Here is a 19,759-nt window from a genome sequence, read left to right as displayed (position 1 = left end):
TTTTTAAAATTATAACATTTCTTTAAATATAATGAATTAATGTGTGCATTAGGATAACTTTAACTGCATTTTCTTTTGTTAAGATAAGTGTGAAAGTTAAGGTTTTGGTTATTATGACATCATTTGCCATTGGTGGTTATTGATGCGGAAAAATATAAATCAAGATGGGTTATTTTGACAGGGCAGGATAATGAAACTGAGAGCCATATTCCAGTATTGTTGCAGCCAGTTTTAGCTGCGCTTGTACCATTATCTGGGGCAAAAGTAATTGATGGTACCTTTGGTGCTGGGGGTTATACGCGCGCTTTGCTTGATGCAGGTGCAGATGTTATTGCTCTTGATCGTGATCCTCATGCAATTCGTGAGGGACAATTGCTTGTCGATCAATTTTTTCCACGTCTTCGTTTGGTGCAAATGGAGTTTTCACGGTTGGATTGTGTGGTGGAAGAAAAGGTGGATGCAGTTATTCTTGATATTGGCGTATCTTCAATGCAATTGGATGAAGCTGAACGGGGATTTTCTTTTCAAAAAGATGGTCCACTAGATATGCGAATGGCACAGACTGGTTTTACAGCAAGCGATGTTGTTAATTGTTTAAAAGTCAATGAATTGTCCCGTATATTTAGGATATTGGGTGAAGAGCGTCATGCGGGTCGAATTGCGCGGATGATTGAAAAGCGTCGTCGTATTCATCCTTTTTTGCGTACATGTGATCTTGCCAATGCTATTGAGGTTTTAGTGGGTCGTAAACCAGATGATCGTATTCATCCTGCAACACGTGTGTTTCAGGCTCTTCGTATTTACGTTAATGATGAGCTTGGTGAACTTATGCGAGGTTTATTGGCTGCTGAAAAAGTTTTGAAAGCAGGAGGGCGTTTAGGAGTTGTTAGTTTTCATTCTCTTGAGGATCGCATAGTAAAAAGATTTTTTTCTGCTCGTTCAGGAGAAGGGGGAAGGTCACGCTATCTTCCTGAAATAAAATCTAGTCCAGCAACATTTTTGCCTTTGTTTAAAGGTGTGAAGACTGCAAATGAAGAAGAATTACAAAAAAATCCTCGTGCACGTTCTGCAAAGTTACGTGTAGGCATACGTACTCAAGAGGATGTCATTAAAGCGGATATGGAATTGTTTGGTTTGGCAGAAATTACCAGTTTTAAGGGCAGTAAAAAATGACAGTTTTTCGTACATTGGATGTGGTTTTAGTAACTATTATGATTTGTATGGCAGCTATTACTTATAAGGTAAAATATGATGTCCAAAAACAAATTAGCGAAACATACCGTCTTGAACGGGAGATTGCAGCAGAAAAAAATATGGTAAGGCTTTTGCATGCTGAGTGGGCTGTGATGATAGAACCATCACGTATGCAAAAACTTGCAGAATATTATCAAAAAGAACTAGGCTTGGAAATAATACAACCTCGTCAGATTGTAGAATTGAAAGACATTCCAACACGTTTATATGATCAAATTGACGAATTGATTAAAAAAAATACCTTTGAAGAAGATAAGGCTCTTCTTGTTAAAAATCATGTTTCTCAGAATGATAACGTTATTCAAAAAGGTGTGCAGTAATGCGATTGTTGCTCTTGTTTTCACGCAAAAAGAAATTAAATGACCAATTGAACAATCCAGATTTTCCTATTTATCACTCATATTTTAATCGTTCACGATTGATTTTTTCTCTACTGTGTTTTCTTATTCTGTACGGTATTATGGCGAAGTGCCTTATTTCTTATGGGCTTCAAGGTGGCCAGATTGAAGAAGCAAAAGGACCGGGAGCATTACAATTAGCTGCTCGACCTGATATTATTGATCGTAATGGGCGTTTATTGGCAACAGATATTGAAACTTACTCACTTTTTGCTGAGCCACACCGTATTATTGATATAGATGAGACAATAGAATTGATTTCAACAGTTTTACCCCAGCTCAATTGGCAAGAAACTTATAAACACTTAAAAAGAAAATCTCGTTTTTCTTGGATCCAACGTGGGTTAACTCCAACACAAAAAGCACAAATTATGGCGCTTGGTATTCCAGGTATTGGTTTTCGTACTGAAGTACGTCGTTTTTATCCAGGTGGGCCTATAGCTTCGCATATTCTTGGTATGGTTAATGTTGATAATCAAGGCATAGCAGGCATAGAAAAATATATTGATGATACGGGTTTGAGTGTTCTTCGAGATGCTGGTCTTGCAACTGAGGCATTGTTGAAACCAGTTCAACTTTCGATTGATATACGTGTTCAGGCAATTGTGCGTGATGAGCTTATGAAGGGGATGAAACGCTATAAAGCGCTTGCTGCAGGAGCTGTTATTTTTAACATCCATACCGGTGAGGTCGTTGCTATGGTATCTGTGCCTGATTTTGATCCTGGGAATCCTGTTGATGCTCTTAGAGGTGACCGCCTTAATCGGATGACAGCTGGAACTTTTGAAATGGGATCAATTATCAAAAGCTTTACTACTGCGATGGCGCTTGATTCAGAAGTTTTTCATTTAAATAGTATCATTGATGCTTCAAAACCAATTCAAGTAAGTCATAATCGTTTTATTCGTGATTTTCATGGAAAAAATCGCCTCTTAACGTTATGGGAGGTGTTTGTTTATTCTTCTAATATTGGTTCTGCTCAAGAAGCATTAGAAATAGGGATTGATGGACATCGTGATTTTTTGAAACGTCTTGGTTTACTTGATCGTATGACAATAGAATTACCTGAGGTTGCTAATCCTGTTTTGCCGCGTCGTTGGCGGGATATAGATTCTATGACGATTTCTTTTGGTCATGGTATGGCAACAACACCATTGCAAACAGCGGTAGGAGCAGCTGCTTTAATGAATGGTGGCTGGCTGATTGAACCCACATTTTTAAAGCGAACTAAAGCGCAAGTTTTGCAACATGCTAAACAAGTTTTGCATCCCCGAACTAGCCAGGATATGCGCTACCTTTATCAGTTAAATAGTACTATTGGTTCTGGGCGTAATGCAAGGGTGGAAGGTTATCGTATTGGCGGTAAGACAGGAACAGCTGAAAAAGTTGAAAATGGAAAATATTCTAAGATGAAGAATTTCAACAGTTTTCTTGCTGCTTTCCCTATGGATAATCCTTCTTACGTTGTTTTAACAATTGTTGATGAACCTCAGCCTGAAGAAGGCAAACGCTCAGCAGTGGCAGCAATGAATGCAGCACCGATGCTTGCGAATATTATTCGTCGTTCAGCCAGTTTTCTTGGAGTAAAATCAGATTTTAAAAAAGAATATGAGCTAACTTTAAGTACAACTAATAATTCTGCATTATTTAAGACAACGGTAAACAATTAACATAAAGATAAGCGATCATGTTTCTTGGAGCATTATTTACAGAATGTATTGAAGATAATTGTCTTGCTTCAATTGAAATTACGGGAATAAGTTCAGATTCTCGGCAAGTGTTGCCAGGTTATGTTTTTGTGGCTCTTCAAGGAAAACAAGGTGATGGCAGGCAATATGTGAATGATGCTATAGAGCGTGGTGCACGAGTAATAGTTACAGATTACAATTGTGCTCTTGAGGGGATATGTGTTCCGGTTTTGCGTGTTGTAGATGTACGCCATAGCTTAGCCATTGCAGCTGCACGTTTTTATGGTGTTCAACCTGAAATTGTTACAGCTGTTACGGGGACAAGCGGAAAAACATCGGTTGTGGCTTTTGTTAGGCAAATTTGGAAGCATGTTGGGTTTTGTGCGGCTAGCATAGGGACAGTTGGTGTTGTTTCACCGAAGCGTAATGATTATGGTTCCCTCACAACACCTGATCCAGTAATGTTGCAGCGTTTGTTGTGTGAAATTGCTAGTGAGGGTGTTACACATGCAGCACTTGAAGCTTCTTCGCATGGTCTTGACCAGGGTAGACTTGATGGAGTGCGTTTGGCAGCAGCAGCTTTTACCAATTTAGGGCGCGATCATATGGATTATCACCCATGTGTGGAAGATTATTTACGTGCTAAAATGAGATTGTTTGATACGCTTTTGCCATGTGATGCACCCGCTATTATTTTTGCAGATGATGTTTATTCACAAAAGGTGATTGATCATGTTACACGAGCAGGGCGCCCAGTATTAACGATTGGACGTAAGGGTCAGTTTATTACAATTAATCGTATTGAGCATCAGCGTTTAAAACAGTGTGTTGAGTGTCGTATGGGAAACGATATTTACACATTTGATTTGCCTCTTGCGGGGGAGTTTCAAGTGACTAATGCACTTATGGCTGCAGGCTTAGCAATTGCGACAAATGTACCGCCCAGTAGTGTTTTTCGCTCTTTGAAAAAATTACAAGGAGCACCTGGTCGGTTAGAGTTGGTCGGAAATACGAAAGATAATGCATTTGTTTATGTGGATTATGCTCATAAACCAGAGGCTTTAGAGCAGGTATTACTTTCTGTTCGCCCCTTTACATTGGGGCGTTTGATTCTTGTTTTTGGTTGTGGTGGTGATCGTGATCAAGGCAAAAGACCCTTGATGGGAAAAATTGCAGCAAGCAAAGCTGATATTGTTATTGTTACTGATGATAATCCTCGCACGGAAGATCCTGCGAAAATTCGAAAAGATATTTTACAAGCAGCATCAGGAGCAATGGAAATAGCAGATCGTGGTGAAGCTATTGATTATGCAGTGAGATTACTTGAAGCTGGAGATACGTTGATTATTGCAGGAAAAGGTCATGAAAATGGTCAAATTATAGGAAAGACAACGTATCCTTTTTCAGATCATTTAAGAGCAGTTTCTGCTTTGAAAGAACGAAATAAATGACAGTTTTATGGGATAAACAGACACTTCTTTCTGTTATGAATGGTCTATCGGTTGGATGCTTGCCAGAGACTTTTTCGGGGATTTCTATTGATAGTAGATCTCTTATAGAGGGTGATATTTTTTTCTGTATTAAGGGTAATAGTCTAGACGGTCATGATTTTGCTGCACAAGCTTATGCGAAAGGTGCTGGAGTTCTTGTGGTTGCGCAAAATCGTTTGGCTGAAATGAAGACATTAGCTGCTCCATTGATTGTGGTTCCCGATGTTTTAAAAGCGTTAGAAAAACTTGCGCAAGCAGCACGTGAGCGTTCAAAAGCTAAAATTATAGCTGTTACAGGTTCTGTTGGAAAAACAACAACAAAAGAAGCTCTTAAACAAGCACTTGGAACTGTAGGAAGGGTTTATGCTAATCTTGGTTCTTTCAATAATTGTTGGGGGGTTCCCTTAACTTTAGCACGTATGCCTGCAGATAGTGATTATGGTATATTTGAGATTGGGATGAATCATAAGGATGAAATTCGCCCTTTGGTAAAATTAGTTCGCCCACATGTAGCTTTGATTACTCATATTGCTGCTGGACATATAGGTTTTTTTAAAAATCTTGAAGAAATTGCAGATGCAAAAGCTGAAATTTTTGAAGGACTGAATGATGAAGGTGTAGCTCTTTTAAATGCGGATAGTCATTTTTTTTCTCGTTTGGTTCAAAAAGCAGAACAATGTGGTGTAAAAAAAATCTTGAGTTTTGGAGAATCACAGGGTGCTAATTACCAGGCAAAAGAGATTCATCTTTTGACAGATTGTTCTTGCATGACTATGCATTTTTCTAACCAAGATATGACGGTTAAAATTGGTGCTCCTGGGCGGCATATTGTACAAAATATTTTGGGCGTTTTAGCGGTTTGTGATGTAGTTGGTGCTGATTTAACACGTGTTTCACTTGCTTTAAATTGTTTTTCTCTTCCAAAAGGCAGAGGTAACCGCTATCGACTATCTTTGCCAAATGGAGGAGAATTTCATTTAATTGATGAAAGTTATAATGCCAATCCTGCTTCTATGCGTGCTGCCCTTGATCTTCTTGCTGCGGGACCAGTCGGTACACGTGGTCGTAAAATAGCAATTTTGGGTGATATGCTTGAGTTAGGAGTTTATAGTGAAAAGCTTCATCGTGATCTGGTGAAGCCAATATGTATTTCTGATGCTAATCCGGTTTTTTTAGTTGGAAAAGCAATGAAATTTTTGGCTGATGAGCTTTCTACTTATATCAAAGTTTATTACTCTGAATATATTGAGGAACTTTTACCGCTTATTTTACAAGAAATTTCAGAAGGCGATCTTATTATGATTAAATCATCTCATAGTGTTGGTTTGTCACGTATTGTGGTGGCTCTTCTTGATCGCTATAAAAAGATATCTTTATAATTTTACCGGGTTTTTTGCACTATGATTTTGTTACTTTCTTCGTTGAGTGATTGGCTGCCAGGCGTTAATGTTTTTCGTTATATTACTTTTCGCACTGTGTTAGCTATGCTGACATCAGGTTTAATTGTTTTTTTGTTTGGCCCTAGTATTATTGCTTCTCTTAAAGTGCGGCAAGGAAAGGGGCAGCCAATTCGAGCTGATGGTCCTCAGACCCATTTTAAAAAAGCTGGGACACCTACCATGGGTGGGTTAATGATTTTGAGTGGCATTGTGGCATCGACGCTTCTGTGGTGTAATTTATCGAACGCTTATCTTTGGGTATCATTATTAGTTATGCTTTCTTTTGGGGTAATTGGTTTTTATGATGATTATCTTAAAGTGACAAAGCAAACAGACAAGGGATTTTCCGGTAAAGCACGGTTGGGTTTAGAGTTTTTAATTGCGACAACTGCTTGTGTGATTATTGTAAAGATTGGTTCACCAGGATTGGCTTTACCTTTTGTGAAAGACTATTTTATTAATTTAGGTTGGTTTTTTATTCCTTTTACTGCTTGTGTTATAGTGGGGACCGGTAATGCGGTTAATTTAACGGATGGTCTTGATGGGCTTGCTATTGTTCCTGTAATGGTTGCTGCTTTATCGTTTGCGTTAATTGCTTATCTGTCGGGTAATATAAATTTTGCTGATTATTTACAGATCCACTATGTATCTGGAGCTGGAGAATTGACTGTTTTATTAGGATCAGTTGTGGGTGCTGGTCTTGGCTTTTTATGGTTTAATGCACCTCCGGCGGCTATTTTTATGGGTGATACCGGTTCGTTGGCACTTGGAGGGTTGTTGGGTGTTGTTGCTGTAGCGACTAAACATGAAATTGTTTTAGCTGTTATCGGTGGGCTTTTTGTTTTAGAAACACTGTCGGTTATCATTCAGGTAGGTTGGTTTAAATTGACGAGAAAGCGTGTATTCCTTATGGCACCAATTCATCATCATTTTGAGAAAAAGGGGTGGACTGAAAGTCAGGTTGTGGTACGCTTTTGGATTATTTCGATTGTTTTAGCGTTGATTGGTCTTTCAACACTTAAGTTGAGATAAGATTGTGATTTCAGTTGAATGTTATAAAGGTCAAAAAGTTGCTCTATTTGGACTAGGGCAGTCGGGATTAGCTACAGCGCAAGCACTGATTACTGGTGGAGCTGAAGTGATTGGGTGGGATGAAAATCCTTCTGGCGTAGAAGCTGCTTGTAGAGAAAATATCCCAACGAGAGATCTTCGTTATGAGGATTGGTCAGAATTTGTTGTATTGATTTTAGCGCCTGGGGTACCTTTAACTCACCCTCAACCTCATTGGACGGTTGATAAAGCACGTCAGGCAGGTATAGAAATTATTGGTGATATTGAACTATTTGTTCGTGCACGGAACCATTTTTTACGTCAACATGGTTTTTGTGATCAGGATGTTCCATTTATTGCTATTACAGGTACGAATGGTAAATCGACCACTACTACTTTACTTGCCCATCTTTTAGACAAGATGGGTTATGATGTACAAATGGGAGGAAATATTGGAACGGCGATATTAACTCTTAAGCCATTTGTTAAAAAACGTATTTATGTTATTGAATGTTCATCATTTCAGATTGACTTAAGTCCTTCTCTTCAATCTACAATTGGTCTTTTGTTAAATCTAACACCTGATCATATTGACCGACATGGCAGTTTTACTCATTATGCGCAAATCAAAGGGCGTTTAGTTTCTAAAGCTTCTCATGCTCTTGTTTCAGTTGATGATGCCGCCTGTCAGGTTTTATATCAACAACTTGTAAATAAGGGGCATCAAGTTAAGGCAATTTCTAAAGAACACTGTATTGATGATGGTTTTTATGCAGAAGGAACCAAACTTTTTTCTATTAGCCATGGGCAGCGTTGTTTGCTTGCAGATCTTGCTACAATAACTTCGTTACGCGGTGCCCATAATGTGCAAAATGCTCTTATGGTTTTAGCGACATTGCAGGTGTTAAAAATTACTGATCCGCATATAGAGAAGCATTTAGCAAGTTATATGGGGCTTGCCCATCGTATGCAGCAGGTACGCAAAATGGGATCGGTTTTGTTTATTAATGATAGTAAAGCTACTAATGCGGAAGCATCAGCTTGCGCGCTTTCTACTTTTAACGATATTTTTTGGATTGCTGGAGGGCAGGCAAAAGAAAGTGGAATTACTCCCTTAAAAGGATTTTTTGATAAAATTCATAAAGCTTATTTAATTGGTGCTGCTGCAGAGGATTTTGCCCGCACTATTGGCTCTGCTTTTCCTTTTTCAATGAGCTTAACTTTGGAAAATGCAGTGCAGGAAGCGGCTATTGATGCAACTCATGCTAATGTAAAAGAAGCTGTGGTTTTGTTTTCGCCAGCTTGTGCGAGTTATGATCAATTCAAAAATTATGAAATGCGTGGAGAGACTTTTATTTCTTTGGTTAGGCAGTTGAAGGAAAACGAATTATAAAAAAATTATTCTACTATTAATAATCCAGAATCTTTTTTAGTGTAATTTAGTTTTTGAAATGCTTGCCAAAAAAAATAGAAACATCATATCGCTTTGAGTGGAATGATAAAAAGGATAAAGTGAAGGTGATGATTACTCGTGCAAATCAAGATCCGATTGCTAATTGGTGGTGGACGATTGATCGTTTTATTTTTGCTGCTTGTCTGATTGTGATGGGGATTGGCGTTATGTTGTCTTTTGCAGCTAGTCCCGCTGTTGCGAAAAAAATAGGAATTGCGGATAGTTTTTATTTTGTTCGTTGGCATATCATTTTTAGTATCCTTGCGTTTTTTACTATGGTTACTATTTCTTTTTTTTCACCCCATAATATTCGTCGTTTGTCCATTTTTTTGTTATTTGCGACACTTATTCTTATGGTCGCAACTTTATTATTTGGTTCTGAGTTAAAAGGGGCACGGCGTTGGGTTTCTTTGTTTGGTTTTTCTTTGCAAGCTTCAGAATTTATGAAACCAGCGTTTGTGGTTGTGTCAGCTTGGTTGTTTTCAGATCAAATGAAACATTACGGTAGGTTGCGCTATACATTGGCTATTGCACTTTATGCTCTTTGTTGCACACTTCTTGTTTTACAGCCTGATATTGGTCAAACACTTTTAATTAGTGCAACATGGGGTGGTTTGTTTTTTATTGCAGGTGTATCTCTTACTATTATTTTGTTCTTTGTTGTTTTAGCGGTTTTAGGAGGTTTTTTAGCTTATTTTTTTGTTCACCATGTGCGCGAACGTATTAATGGTTTTTTGACAGGTGAAGGTGATACATTTCAGGTGGATGTAGGGCGTGAAGCTATTTTAAATGGTGGGTGGTTTGGTCAAGGGCCAGGTGAGGGGACAGTTAAGCGCATTATTCCTGATAGCCATACAGATTTTGTGTTTTCTGTTGCAGCTGAAGAATATGGTATTATCTTCTGTTTATTGATTATGGCCCTTTTTGGTTTTATTGTTATACGTTCACTTTATATAGCGTTGAATACGCGTGATTCATTTACGTGTTTTGGTATTACTGGCATGGCTATAATGATTGGTTTGCAATCGGGGATTAATATGGCAGTCAATCTTCATTTGATACCTCCAAAAGGTATGACATTGCCATTTATTTCTTATGGTGGTTCATCTATGGTGGCGATTGCTATTTCGATGGGTATTTTGCTTAGTTTAACACGCCGTTGGCCAGAAACGCGGTTTTCAGCTTTTCCTCCGCTTACTGTTTAGGATGTTACCTAATGACGCATAAAAAAAAGGTTATTATTTTGGTTGCTGGAGGTACAGGTGGGCATCTTTTTCCTGCAGAGGCACTTTCTGTTGAATTAAGACAGCGCGGATATGATGTTCATTTGGTAACGGATGAAAGAGCGAAGTATTTTGTGCGCCATTTTGATAAAAAACATATCCATATTATTTCATCAGCAACATTAACACGGTATCATCCTTTTGCACTGATAAAAACATTTTGGCGTTTGTTAAAGGGAATATGTCAATCGTGGGTGCTTTTTTATAAATTACGTCCTGTTCTTGTGGGGGGGTTTGGTGGTTATCCTACCTTTCCACCTGTTTTGATTGCTGCCTTAACGAAACGTGTAACATTTATTCATGAGCAAAATGCTGTTATGGGCCGTGCTAATAAAGTTTTAGCATCTAGGGTCAATGCAATAGCAGGTGGTTTATTGTCAGCTAATGAAATTTATGCTTATAAAACGTTTCTTACAGGAAATCCTGTTCGTGAGGCTATTCTTAAAGCGGCAGAAATTCCTTATTGTCCTTCTACTGAGGACAAGCCATTTCATTTTTTGGTTTTTGGTGGTAGCCAAGGGGCTTCTGCTTTTTCAAAAATTGTCCCTGAAGCGATTGCTTTACTTGATAATAATATCCGTAAATGTTTACGTATTATTCAGCAGGTTCGTGGTGAAGCGATGGATTTGGTACAAATTTATCGCAATATGGGGGTGGAAGCAAAAGTTGCTCCTTTTTTTGATAATATGGCTGAACATATTGCTTGGTCTCATTTCATTATGTCACGTTCTGGTGCTTCAACGGTTTGTGAAATAGCTGTTATTGGTAGGCCAGCTTTATTGATTCCCTATCCTCATGCTTTAGATCATGATCAAGCAGAAAATGCGGCAATGCTTGCTGCAACGGGAGCAGCTCAAATTATCTCTGAAAAAGATTTAAATGCACAAATACTTGCTTCTCTTTTAACGAAAGCTTGTCGTGAACCGGATTTATTAGAAAAACAGGCGCTTGCTGCAAAAAAGGTTGGGCAACCTCATGCAACCAAAGTTCTTGCGGATATGGCTGAAGCGTTGATTACGGGAAGGTCATTATCAGGCATTAGAAAGGAGCTTTTTAATGAAAATGCCGCTTGATATTGGCCTTATCCACTTTGTAGGTATCGGTGGTATTGGTATGAGTGGAATTGCTGAGGTTCTTCATAATCTTGGTTATAAAGTTCAAGGATCTGATCAAACAGATAATGCAAATGTGGAGCGTTTACGGGGTAAAGGGATTAACATTCATATAGGTCATCGTGCTGAAAATTTAGAAGCGGCAAAAGTTGTTGTTATTTCCACTGCTATAAAAAAAACAAATCCTGAATATATTGCTGCTAAAGAAAAGCATTTACCAATTGTTAGACGTGCGGAAATGTTAGCAGAATTGATGCGTTTTCGCCGGGCAATAGCTGTTGGTGGTACACATGGTAAGACAACCACCACATCAATGGTAGCAGCACTTCTTGACGCTAGTAATTTTGATCCGATGGTCATTAATGGTGGCATTATCAACGCTTATGGAACCAATGCACGTATGGGCTGCGGAGATTGGATGGTGGTTGAAGCTGATGAAAGTGATGGTACATTTTTAAAGTTACCTGCTGATATTGTTGTTGTCACCAATATCGACTCTGAACATCTGGATTATTATGGTAGTTTTGATGCTATACGTGAGGCTTTTCGACAATTTGTAGAGAATGTGCCTTTTTATGGTTTTGCTGTTATGTGCCTTGATCATCCAGAGGTTCAAACATTGGCCAGTCGTATTGATGATCGTTGGGTAGTAACTTATGGTGCTAATCCGCAAGCTGATGTACGTTTTCTTAATCTTTCGATGGAAGGTCAAAAAACGCATTTTGACGTTCTTATTCGATCCCGGAAAACAAATGAAGAAACTGAATTGAGAAATTTAGTTTTACCTATGTCAGGGCAACACAATATTTCTAATGCTACTGCGGCGATTGCTATTGCACATGAGCTTGGCATTTCAAATGAATCTATTAGAAAAGGGTTAGCAGAATTTTGTGGAGTGAAACGACGTTTTACACAGACAGGAAGTTGGTGTGGTGTTGAGATATTTGATGATTATGGACATCATCCAGTTGAAATAAAAGCTGTTTTAAGTGCAGCTCGTGAAAGTGCAAAAGGGCGGGTTATTGCGATTGTACAACCGCACCGTTATTCACGTTTGCATGATTTATTTGATGATTTTGTCACTTGTTTTAATGATGCTGATACAGTGATGATTGCACCGGTTTATGCAGCTGGTGAAAAACCAGTTACTGGTTTTGGTTCTAAAGAGTTGGTTGAGCATATTCAAATGGCAAGTCATCGTGATGTGCGCTTGGTGAATACTCTTGAAGATATTATTTTGATTATAGCTACGTTAGCAAAGCCTGGTGATTATGTTGTTTTTCTTGGTGCAGGTAGCATTACACAATGGGCTTATGCTCTACCTAAACAATTAGCGGAACTTAATAAAAATGGTTAATTTTCAGCCAATTGATGGTGAAATGCTGTTGATACAATTACAGCCTGCGTTGAAGAACATACGGGGTAAATTTACTCCTAATGTTGAAATGCGTAAGGTGACATGGTTTCGTACTGGTGGATTAGCTGAGCTTTTTTATCAGCCTTCTGATGAAGCAGATTTAGCTTTGTTTCTTCAAGTGCTACCAGAATCTATTCCTATAACGATTGTAGGGATTGGTTCTAATCTTCTTGTACGTGATGGGGGAATTCCTGGGGTTGTTATTCGTCTTTCAGTAAAAGGTTTTGGACAATTAGAGCAAGTTTCTCCAAAGCGCCTTCTTGTTGGTGCTGCTATGGCAGATAAACATTTAGCAGCAGCGGCTTTAGAGGCTGAGCTTTCTGGTTTTCATTTTTATTATGGTATTCCTGGTAATTTGGGTGGGGCGTTAAGAATGAATGCGGGGGCTAATGGTATTGAGACAGCTGAGCGTGTTGTTGAGGTCTATGCACTTGATCGTAAGGGTGAGCGCCATGTCTTGAGTATAAACGATATGCATTATTCGTATCGTCATTGTAATGTTTCCGAAGAGCTTATTTTTACTGCTGCTGTGTTGGAAGGAAAACCAGGAAATAAAGATAATATTCATGCTGCTATGAATGAAGTTGTTCTGCATCGGGAAAAAGTGCAACCTGTTCGCGAGAAAACAGGTGGGTCAACTTTTCGTAACCCTAAGGGTACATCTGCATGGCGCGTTATTGATGAAGCAGGGTGTCGTGGTTTACAGATCGGTGGCGCTCAAATGAGTAAGATGCATTGTAATTTTATGATTAATACAGGTGAGGCTACAGGCTATGATCTTGAGCAGTTGGGTGAAACTGTACGTGCCCGTGTTTTTGCTCATTCGGCTCATTATTTAGAATGGGAAATACAGCGCCTTGGTCAGTTTGAACAAGACCATATCGTTTCTTCTTTTGATCAGTTTTGTTGATTTATTTAAATCACTAAAAAACTGAGTCATTTCAAAGAGATAAAAAAATTTTCCATTAAAAATCAACAAATTAACAGAAAAACTCTTGCTTCATGCTCTTGATTCTGATTCATTATAGAAAATGCTAGGATGTTGATTCGCAAGGATAAATCTAGTTTGTTCTTATGTATAGTATGAGTTGTTTTAGTAGAGTCTATATCTAGTATGTCGAGAGGAATAGATTGTTATGAAAGATAAGCGTATAGCTGTGTTGATGGGTGGATTTTCATCTGAGCGCTCTGTAAGCTTATCTTCAGGTACTGCTTGTGCTGATGCTCTTGAAAAACAGGGTTATCATGTAATTCGTGTGGATGTTGATGAGCAGATTGCTGCTGTTCTTAAGCAATTGCAGCCAGATATTGTTTTTAACGCATTGCATGGACCATTTGGTGAAGATGGTTGTATCCAAGGTATTCTTGAATATTTAAAAATTCCTTATACTCACTCTGGAGTGATGGCATCAGCTTTGGCAATGGATAAAGGACGTGCGAAAGTTATTGCTGCTAGCGCTGGTGTACATGTTGCTCCTTCTTGTGTGATGAATCGCTTTGCTATAGGGCGAGAGCATCCTATGGAACCACCGTATGTCATTAAACCAGTGCGTGAAGGGTCAAGTTTTGGTGTGGTGATTGTAGGTGGTGATGAGGCTTTGCCACTGCGTAATGTTATGAGTAGTGAATGGGCTTATGGAGATGAAGTGATTGTCGAGAAATACATTCCTGGGCGTGAACTTACTTGCGCAGTTTTAGGGGATGAGGCTTTGGATGTTTGTGAAATTGTGCCTGATAAACACTTTCAGTTTTATGATTATGATTCAAAATATAAGCCTGGAGGTTCTTTTCATATTTGTCCTGCGCAACTTTCATTAAATATTTACCAAAATGTGCAAAGAATGTCTTTGGCAGCACATCAAGCTATAGGTTGTCGAGGTGTTAGCCGTTCAGATTTTCGTTTTGTTGAGGAGACAGAGGAGCTAATTTGGCTCGAAATTAATACGCAGCCTGGTATGACACCGGTTTCTCTTGTTCCTGATATAGCAAAAGCGAGTGGCCGTACTTACGGTGATATTGTTAAATGGATAGCGGAGGACGCGTCGTGTATGCGTTGAATGTTGATAGAATAAATGTTCTGATGGTGCAGTCAGTGCCAGTTTTTCCGCGTCTTTATCGTCGTTTTCTTCGGTTTATATTTCAGTCTGTTGTCAGTATTTATGTGCCTCGCCATTTTGGTTCTTTTGCCGTTTTGTTTTTTTTCTTTCTTTCGGTGTTTTATGGAATTTCATCTAATGGTCAGATGGATAATATTATAAAAGCTGCACCATTAAATTTTGGTTTTATAGTAACTAATGTCGACATGGGTGGCAATAAGCGTATAGCGAGACAGGATATTTTGAAGATTTTAGGGCTTGATGCTTATCCATCAATTGTCAGTTTTGATGTTAATAAAGCACGCTTTATTTTAGAGCAGCAGGCTTGGATTCAGTCGGCTGATGTTCAGAAGATTTATCCTAATCGTGTGCGTATTTCAGTGGTAGAGCGTGAACCATATGCTGTTTGGCAACATGATGGTATAATGGATATTGTTGATCATACAGGGTATGTGATTGCTCCATTTCAGGCGGGTTTAGTTCAGAATTTGCCTCTTGTGGTTGGTCACGGTGCGCAAAATGCAGCAAAATTATTTATTCAAGAACTTTCAGTATATCCACAGTTGAGCGACCGTATCCGTGCTTATGTGCGTGTGGGTGATCGGCGTTGGGATATTGTTCTAGATAATGGGATGCGCATTATGCTGCCTGAAAAGGGAGCTATTGAAAGCCTTTCTTCTCTTATTAAAGCAGGTACAACACAAGATCTTTTTGTACGTGATGTTTTAAGTGTTGATTTGCGTCTTTCTGATCGAATAACAGTTTCTTTATCGGATGAGGCGTTGGCGCGTCATCGTGCTGCTGTGGCAGAAGAAGAGCGCGTCTTGAAGGTGGGGGGTGTGTAATGTTGCTTGGGTCGCATCATGGTGGAGGGCGCAAAACACGTTTTCTAACGGTTCTTGATGTTGGTTCAAGTAAGATTGTGTGTCTTATTGCTTGTTTGCATCCTTTGAGGCGTACACACCATTTACATGCTCGTACACACTCTATGGAAATTTTAGGTTTTGGTGTGCAACGTTCACGCGGTATTAAATCTGGTGTTGTGATGGATATGTATGCTGCAGAACAGTCTATACGTTTGGCTGTTGATGCAGCAGAAAAAATGGCTGGTTTAGTAGTAGATTCAGTCATTGTGAATTTTTCTTCAAGCCGGTTGAAGAGTGCCTTTGTTAATGGTGTTGTGCGTTTGGGGGGGCGTAAAGTTACTACACGTGATATGCGTATGGTATTAGCGGATGTTTCGCGTAAAGCTTTTAAGGCTAAACGTCATGTTATGCATTCAGTTCCAGTGTCTTATGCATTGGATGGAGATAAGGGAATTTCTGATCCTGTTGGGATGATGGGAGAGTTTTTTGGTGTGGATGTGCATGTTGTGACGGCAGAAGCAGCGCCTTTGCGTAATTTAGAAGCATGCATTAACCGTGCTCATTTAAGTGTTGAGGCGATGGTGGCAACACCTTTTGCTAGCGGTCTTTCGGTTTTAGTTGATGATGAGGCGCATTTAGGGGCGGCGTGTATTGATTTTGGTAGTGGAACAACGACATTTTCTGTGTTTTCTGAAGGAAAATTTGTTCATGCAGATGCACTTGCAATTGGGGGGCATCATATAACTCTTGATGTTGCTCGTGGATTATCAATGTCTATTGAAGAGGCTGAGCGTTTAAAAGTTGTATATGGCTCAACATTTTCAGCAGATTGTGATGAGCGTCAGATGATTAATGTATCAGAAGTTGGAAATGAACGTCATGAAATCCAATATCCATGCGCTGTTCTTGGTCGTATTATTCGTGCGCGTGTTGAAGAAATATTAGAAATGATGCGTGATTGTTTAAACCGTTCAGGTTTTGGTTACATCATTGGTAAGCGTGTTATTTTGACCGGGGGAGCAAGCCAATTAGTGGGTTTGCCGGAAATAGCACGTAGTATATTGGGGAGAAATGTTCGTATAGGGCGGCCTTTGGGTGTTTCCAGGCTTCCTTCCTTTGCTAAAGGGGCGGCATTTTCATCTGCTGTTGGATTGTTAATTTATCCGCAATTGGCGGGGTTTGAAGAAAAAACAGTCCAAACTGCAGTGAATCATTTATCGACAAGCACGGATGGATATTTCAAACGTGTTGGTCAGTGGTTGCGTGAGAGTTTTTAGTAAATATAGAAATGAAATTGATTTTTACCGTCTTAATTTGCGGTGTTTTATGAAAAGGAAAAGAAAATGACGATTAATCTGCACCGGCCAGATATCGCGGAATTGAAACCACGCATTACCGTTTTTGGTGTTGGTGGTGGTGGTGGAAATGCCGTCAATAATATGATTAATGCTGGCCTTCAAGGAGTTGATTTTGTTGTTGCCAATACAGATGCACAAGCTTTGGCTATGTCAAAGGCTGAGCGTGTGATCCAGCTTGGTGCGGCAGTTACAGAAGGTTTGGGTGCTGGTGCTTTACCGGAAGTTGGGCAGGCAGCTGCAAATGAATGTATTGATGAGATTATGGATCATCTTGCAAATTCCCATATGGTTTTCATTACGGCAGGTATGGGTGGAGGCACTGGAACAGGGGCGGCACCTGTTGTTGCTCGTGCAGCGCGTGAAAAAGGTATTTTGACTGTAGGTGTTGTAACAAAGCCATTTCAATTTGAAGGTGCGCGCCGTATGAAAACAGCGGAAGCTGGTATAGAAGAATTGCAAAAATCTGTTGATACATTAATTGTTATTCCTAACCAAAATCTATTTCGTATCGCAGATGAAAAAACAACATTTGCCGATGCTTTTGCTATGGCTGATCAGGTGCTTTACTCTGGTGTTGCTTCTATCACGGACTTAATGATTAAAGAAGGGTTGATTAATCTTGATTTTGCTGATGTTCGTTCTGTTATGCATGAAATGGGTCGTGCGATGATGGGAACAGGTGAGGCTTCTGGTGAAGGACGTGCTTTAAAAGCTGCTGAAGCTGCTATTGCAAATCCGCTGTTAGATGAAACCTCTATGTGTGGGGCTCGTGGTCTTTTGATTTCCATTACAGGGGGTCGTGATATGACTTTGTTTGAAGTGGATGAGGCTGCTAATCGTATTCGTGAAGAAGTTGATGTTGATGCGAATGTTATTTTTGGTGCCATTGATGATGATTCACTTGAAGGTCTTATTCGTGTATCGGTAGTTGCAACAGGTATTGACCGTGTGGTTAGTGATGTGGTTCAGCCTTCTGGTCCTAAATTTCAACGACCTGCAGTTTCAATGCGTAGGGGTGATAATGGACTAGAACAAACTACTTCTCAATCATCATCGTCGTCTTCTGAATCAATGGTAGATGTAATGGAAGCACTTGAAGTGGAAATAAATCAATCAGTTGAGGAGCCATTCCGCCCTAAAAGTCAAATTTTTACACGACCTACAGATACAGTTGCTACACGAAGTACAAATACTCTTCCTTATGGGCAAAATATCTCTCATGGGCAGATATCAAATACACCGCGTATGCAGGTTAATCGTGTTTCTGCACAGCCTTTGGCTGCAGCAGTTAGTATGGAGGCAACTGCGCATGTTCTTGATGAAATGACTGAAATTGTAGAACAGAAGGAAAAGAAAGTACAAGTGCAGCCTCGCTCAACATCGGCGCATATTCCTGAATTAAAAGATTTTCCTTCTGTTTCTCTTGAACAGGATGTGCATTCTTCTATTTCTGATCAAGGTCCACGTAATCTTTGGCAGCGTTTAAAGCAGAGCTTAACATATCGTGAGGAAGATGAACTAGAAGCCCGGTTGGAACCTGCTGTAAGATCTTCTCAGCATGAGGGGTCTGAAAATTCTAATGAAAACAGTCAAATGCTTTCTCAGGATGCTTCTGTTTATGTTCCACGTTGTTCTACTGAATCACAGCCACGCGTGTTACAAGATCAACGTACTTTGGTAAGTGAAGAAGATCAGTTGGAAATACCCGCATTTTTGCGTCGCCAAGCACATTAATAGATAAAAGGGTAGGAAGAGAAGACTCTTTATCTTGATAAATTATAAGTAAAATATGTTGAGTTTTTATATAAGATTCTATACTTTTTATAAGCCCGCTTTATAATAAGCGGGTTTATTATTTTACGTAGAAATAATTTGTTGAGGATTTTGTTAAGGCCTTTAAAGATCATCAAGAAAATTAAGAAGTGGTATTATGCGTTTGATGAAAAGGTATCAATCGACTCTTAAGCATGCAGTGACGTTTAAAGGATACGGTGTGCATAGTGGGTGCTTATCTGTAGTAAAAGTTTGTCCAGCCGATGTTGGGTGTGGTATTATCTTTAGACGTTTTGGGGAGGACGGAAAAGAACAAACGTTTCAGGCACATGTATCGCAAACGGGAAAGACTGAATTATCAACAGTGCTTGGCCATGGAGATGTAAGGGTTGAAACAATTGAACATTTGATGGCGGCAATTGCTGCTTATGATTTAGATAATCTTATCATTGAAGTATCAAGTAATGAGATACCTATTTTGGATGGTGCTGCATGGCAGTATTGTCAGCTTTTCGAGAAAGTAGGTATTGTACAGCAGGCAGTATTGCGTCCTTATTTTATTATAAAAAAACCAATGCGAGTTGAAATGACCAATGGCTTTGCAGAATTTTTGCCGTTTGAAGGCCGCCGTTTTGATGTTACAATCGATTTTTCTTCATCTGCTATTGGGAAGCAGCAATTAAGTTTTGATCTTACATCACAGGCATTTCGAGATGATTTATCACGTGCGCGTACTTTTGGTTTTGTTAAAGATGTAGAAAAATTGTGGACTTCTGGAAAAGGATTAGGCGCCTCTTTAGAAAATTCTCTTATTATTGGTCTTAATAACCAAATCATTAATTCAGATGGCCCTTATTTTGAAAATGAATTTGTTAGGCATAAAACTCTTGATGCAGTTGGTGACACTGCTTTGCTTGGTGCGCCTTTTATTGGATTATTTCGTTCACATTGCAGTGGGCATACACTGAATTCACAATTAGTTAAGGCTGTTTTGACAGATGAGTCGTGTTACGAAAAAAGTATTTTGTAGTTGGGATAAAAAGATTTGAGAAATTTTACTTAAGCTTCTTTGATTTTTAAGG

At 39.2% G+C, this 19,759-nt stretch carries 16 protein-coding genes; all 16 read left to right on the top strand.

Annotated features, from left to right (window positions below):
- Window positions 1-174 precede the first annotated feature (174 nt).
- The 16 genes from rsmH (at window position 175) to lpxC (ending at window position 19,707) form a co-directional block, all read left to right on the top strand.
- Complete coding sequence (rsmH, locus tag J7R05_RS05310; protein ID WP_208541490.1) at window positions 175-1,173, top strand: 16S rRNA (cytosine(1402)-N(4))-methyltransferase RsmH; 999 nt, start codon at window positions 175-177, stop codon at window positions 1,171-1,173.
- Entirely contained in the window at window positions 1,170-1,574 is a 405-nt protein-coding gene (ftsL, locus tag J7R05_RS05305; RefSeq protein ID WP_208541489.1) for a cell division protein FtsL, read from the top strand. Before rsmH ends, ftsL begins: the two co-directional genes overlap by 4 nt.
- Window positions 1,574-3,322: a peptidoglycan D,D-transpeptidase FtsI family protein gene (locus J7R05_RS05300; protein WP_208541488.1), complete on the top strand. Its 1,749-nt coding sequence runs from the start codon at window positions 1,574-1,576 to the stop codon at window positions 3,320-3,322. Before ftsL ends, J7R05_RS05300 begins: the two co-directional genes overlap by 1 nt.
- A gap of 17 nt (window positions 3,323-3,339) precedes the next feature.
- Entirely contained in the window at window positions 3,340-4,791 is a 1,452-nt protein-coding gene (locus tag J7R05_RS05295) for a UDP-N-acetylmuramoyl-L-alanyl-D-glutamate--2,6-diaminopimelate ligase (RefSeq protein WP_208541487.1), read from the top strand.
- The gene (locus J7R05_RS05290; protein WP_208541486.1) at window positions 4,788-6,209 is read left to right on the top strand and encodes a UDP-N-acetylmuramoylalanyl-D-glutamyl-2,6-diaminopimelate--D-alanyl-D-alanine ligase; all 1,422 of its coding nucleotides are present in this window, start codon (window positions 4,788-4,790) and stop codon (window positions 6,207-6,209) included. The genes J7R05_RS05295 and J7R05_RS05290 overlap by 4 nt, the downstream gene beginning before the upstream one ends.
- 21 nt (window positions 6,210-6,230) lie before the next feature.
- A complete protein-coding gene (gene mraY, locus J7R05_RS05285) occupies window positions 6,231-7,301 on the top strand; it encodes a phospho-N-acetylmuramoyl-pentapeptide-transferase (RefSeq protein ID WP_208541485.1) in 1,071 nt (356 codons plus the stop codon).
- A 4-nt stretch (window positions 7,302-7,305) separates the two neighbouring features.
- Window positions 7,306-8,712: a UDP-N-acetylmuramoyl-L-alanine--D-glutamate ligase gene (gene murD, locus J7R05_RS05280; protein WP_208541484.1), complete on the top strand. Its 1,407-nt coding sequence runs from the start codon at window positions 7,306-7,308 to the stop codon at window positions 8,710-8,712.
- Between the two features lie 128 nt (window positions 8,713-8,840).
- Window positions 8,841-9,977, top strand: a complete 1,137-nt coding sequence (locus J7R05_RS05275; protein WP_208541556.1) for an FtsW/RodA/SpoVE family cell cycle protein — start codon at window positions 8,841-8,843, stop codon at window positions 9,975-9,977.
- Window positions 9,978-9,988: 11 nt separating this feature from the next.
- Window positions 9,989-11,128 (top strand): undecaprenyldiphospho-muramoylpentapeptide beta-N-acetylglucosaminyltransferase, encoded by a 1,140-nt coding sequence (murG, locus tag J7R05_RS05270; protein ID WP_208541483.1) that lies wholly within the window; start codon window positions 9,989-9,991, stop codon window positions 11,126-11,128.
- Entirely contained in the window at window positions 11,112-12,524 is a 1,413-nt protein-coding gene (gene murC / locus J7R05_RS05265) for a UDP-N-acetylmuramate--L-alanine ligase (protein WP_208541482.1), read from the top strand. The genes murG and murC overlap by 17 nt, the downstream gene beginning before the upstream one ends.
- Window positions 12,517-13,494, top strand: coding sequence for a UDP-N-acetylmuramate dehydrogenase (murB, locus tag J7R05_RS05260; protein ID WP_208541481.1), 978 nt, complete (start codon window positions 12,517-12,519; stop codon window positions 13,492-13,494). Before murC ends, murB begins: the two co-directional genes overlap by 8 nt.
- 226 nt (window positions 13,495-13,720) lie before the next feature.
- Window positions 13,721-14,641, top strand: a complete 921-nt coding sequence (locus J7R05_RS05255; protein WP_208541480.1) for a D-alanine--D-alanine ligase — start codon at window positions 13,721-13,723, stop codon at window positions 14,639-14,641.
- Window positions 14,629-15,525, top strand: coding sequence for a cell division protein FtsQ/DivIB (locus J7R05_RS05250; RefSeq protein WP_208541479.1), 897 nt, complete (start codon window positions 14,629-14,631; stop codon window positions 15,523-15,525). Before J7R05_RS05255 ends, J7R05_RS05250 begins: the two co-directional genes overlap by 13 nt.
- A complete protein-coding gene (gene ftsA, locus J7R05_RS05245; RefSeq protein WP_208541478.1) occupies window positions 15,525-16,823 on the top strand; it encodes a cell division protein FtsA in 1,299 nt (432 codons plus the stop codon). Before J7R05_RS05250 ends, ftsA begins: the two co-directional genes overlap by 1 nt.
- Before the next feature lie 66 nt (window positions 16,824-16,889).
- Window positions 16,890-18,638, top strand: a complete 1,749-nt coding sequence (gene ftsZ, locus J7R05_RS05240) for a cell division protein FtsZ (protein ID WP_208541477.1) — start codon at window positions 16,890-16,892, stop codon at window positions 18,636-18,638.
- 196 nt (window positions 18,639-18,834) lie between these two features.
- Window positions 18,835-19,707 (top strand): UDP-3-O-acyl-N-acetylglucosamine deacetylase, encoded by an 873-nt coding sequence (lpxC, locus tag J7R05_RS05235; RefSeq protein WP_208541476.1) that lies wholly within the window; start codon window positions 18,835-18,837, stop codon window positions 19,705-19,707.
- Window positions 19,708-19,759: the final 52 nt, after the last annotated feature.

The sequence above is a fragment of the Bartonella capreoli genome (genome assembly GCF_902813205.1).
In the GTDB taxonomy this organism is placed as follows: domain Bacteria; phylum Pseudomonadota; class Alphaproteobacteria; order Rhizobiales; family Rhizobiaceae; genus Bartonella; species Bartonella schoenbuchensis.
The sequence above is the reverse complement of the archived record's forward strand: the minus strand, read 5'-3'. Positions and strand labels throughout refer to the sequence as shown.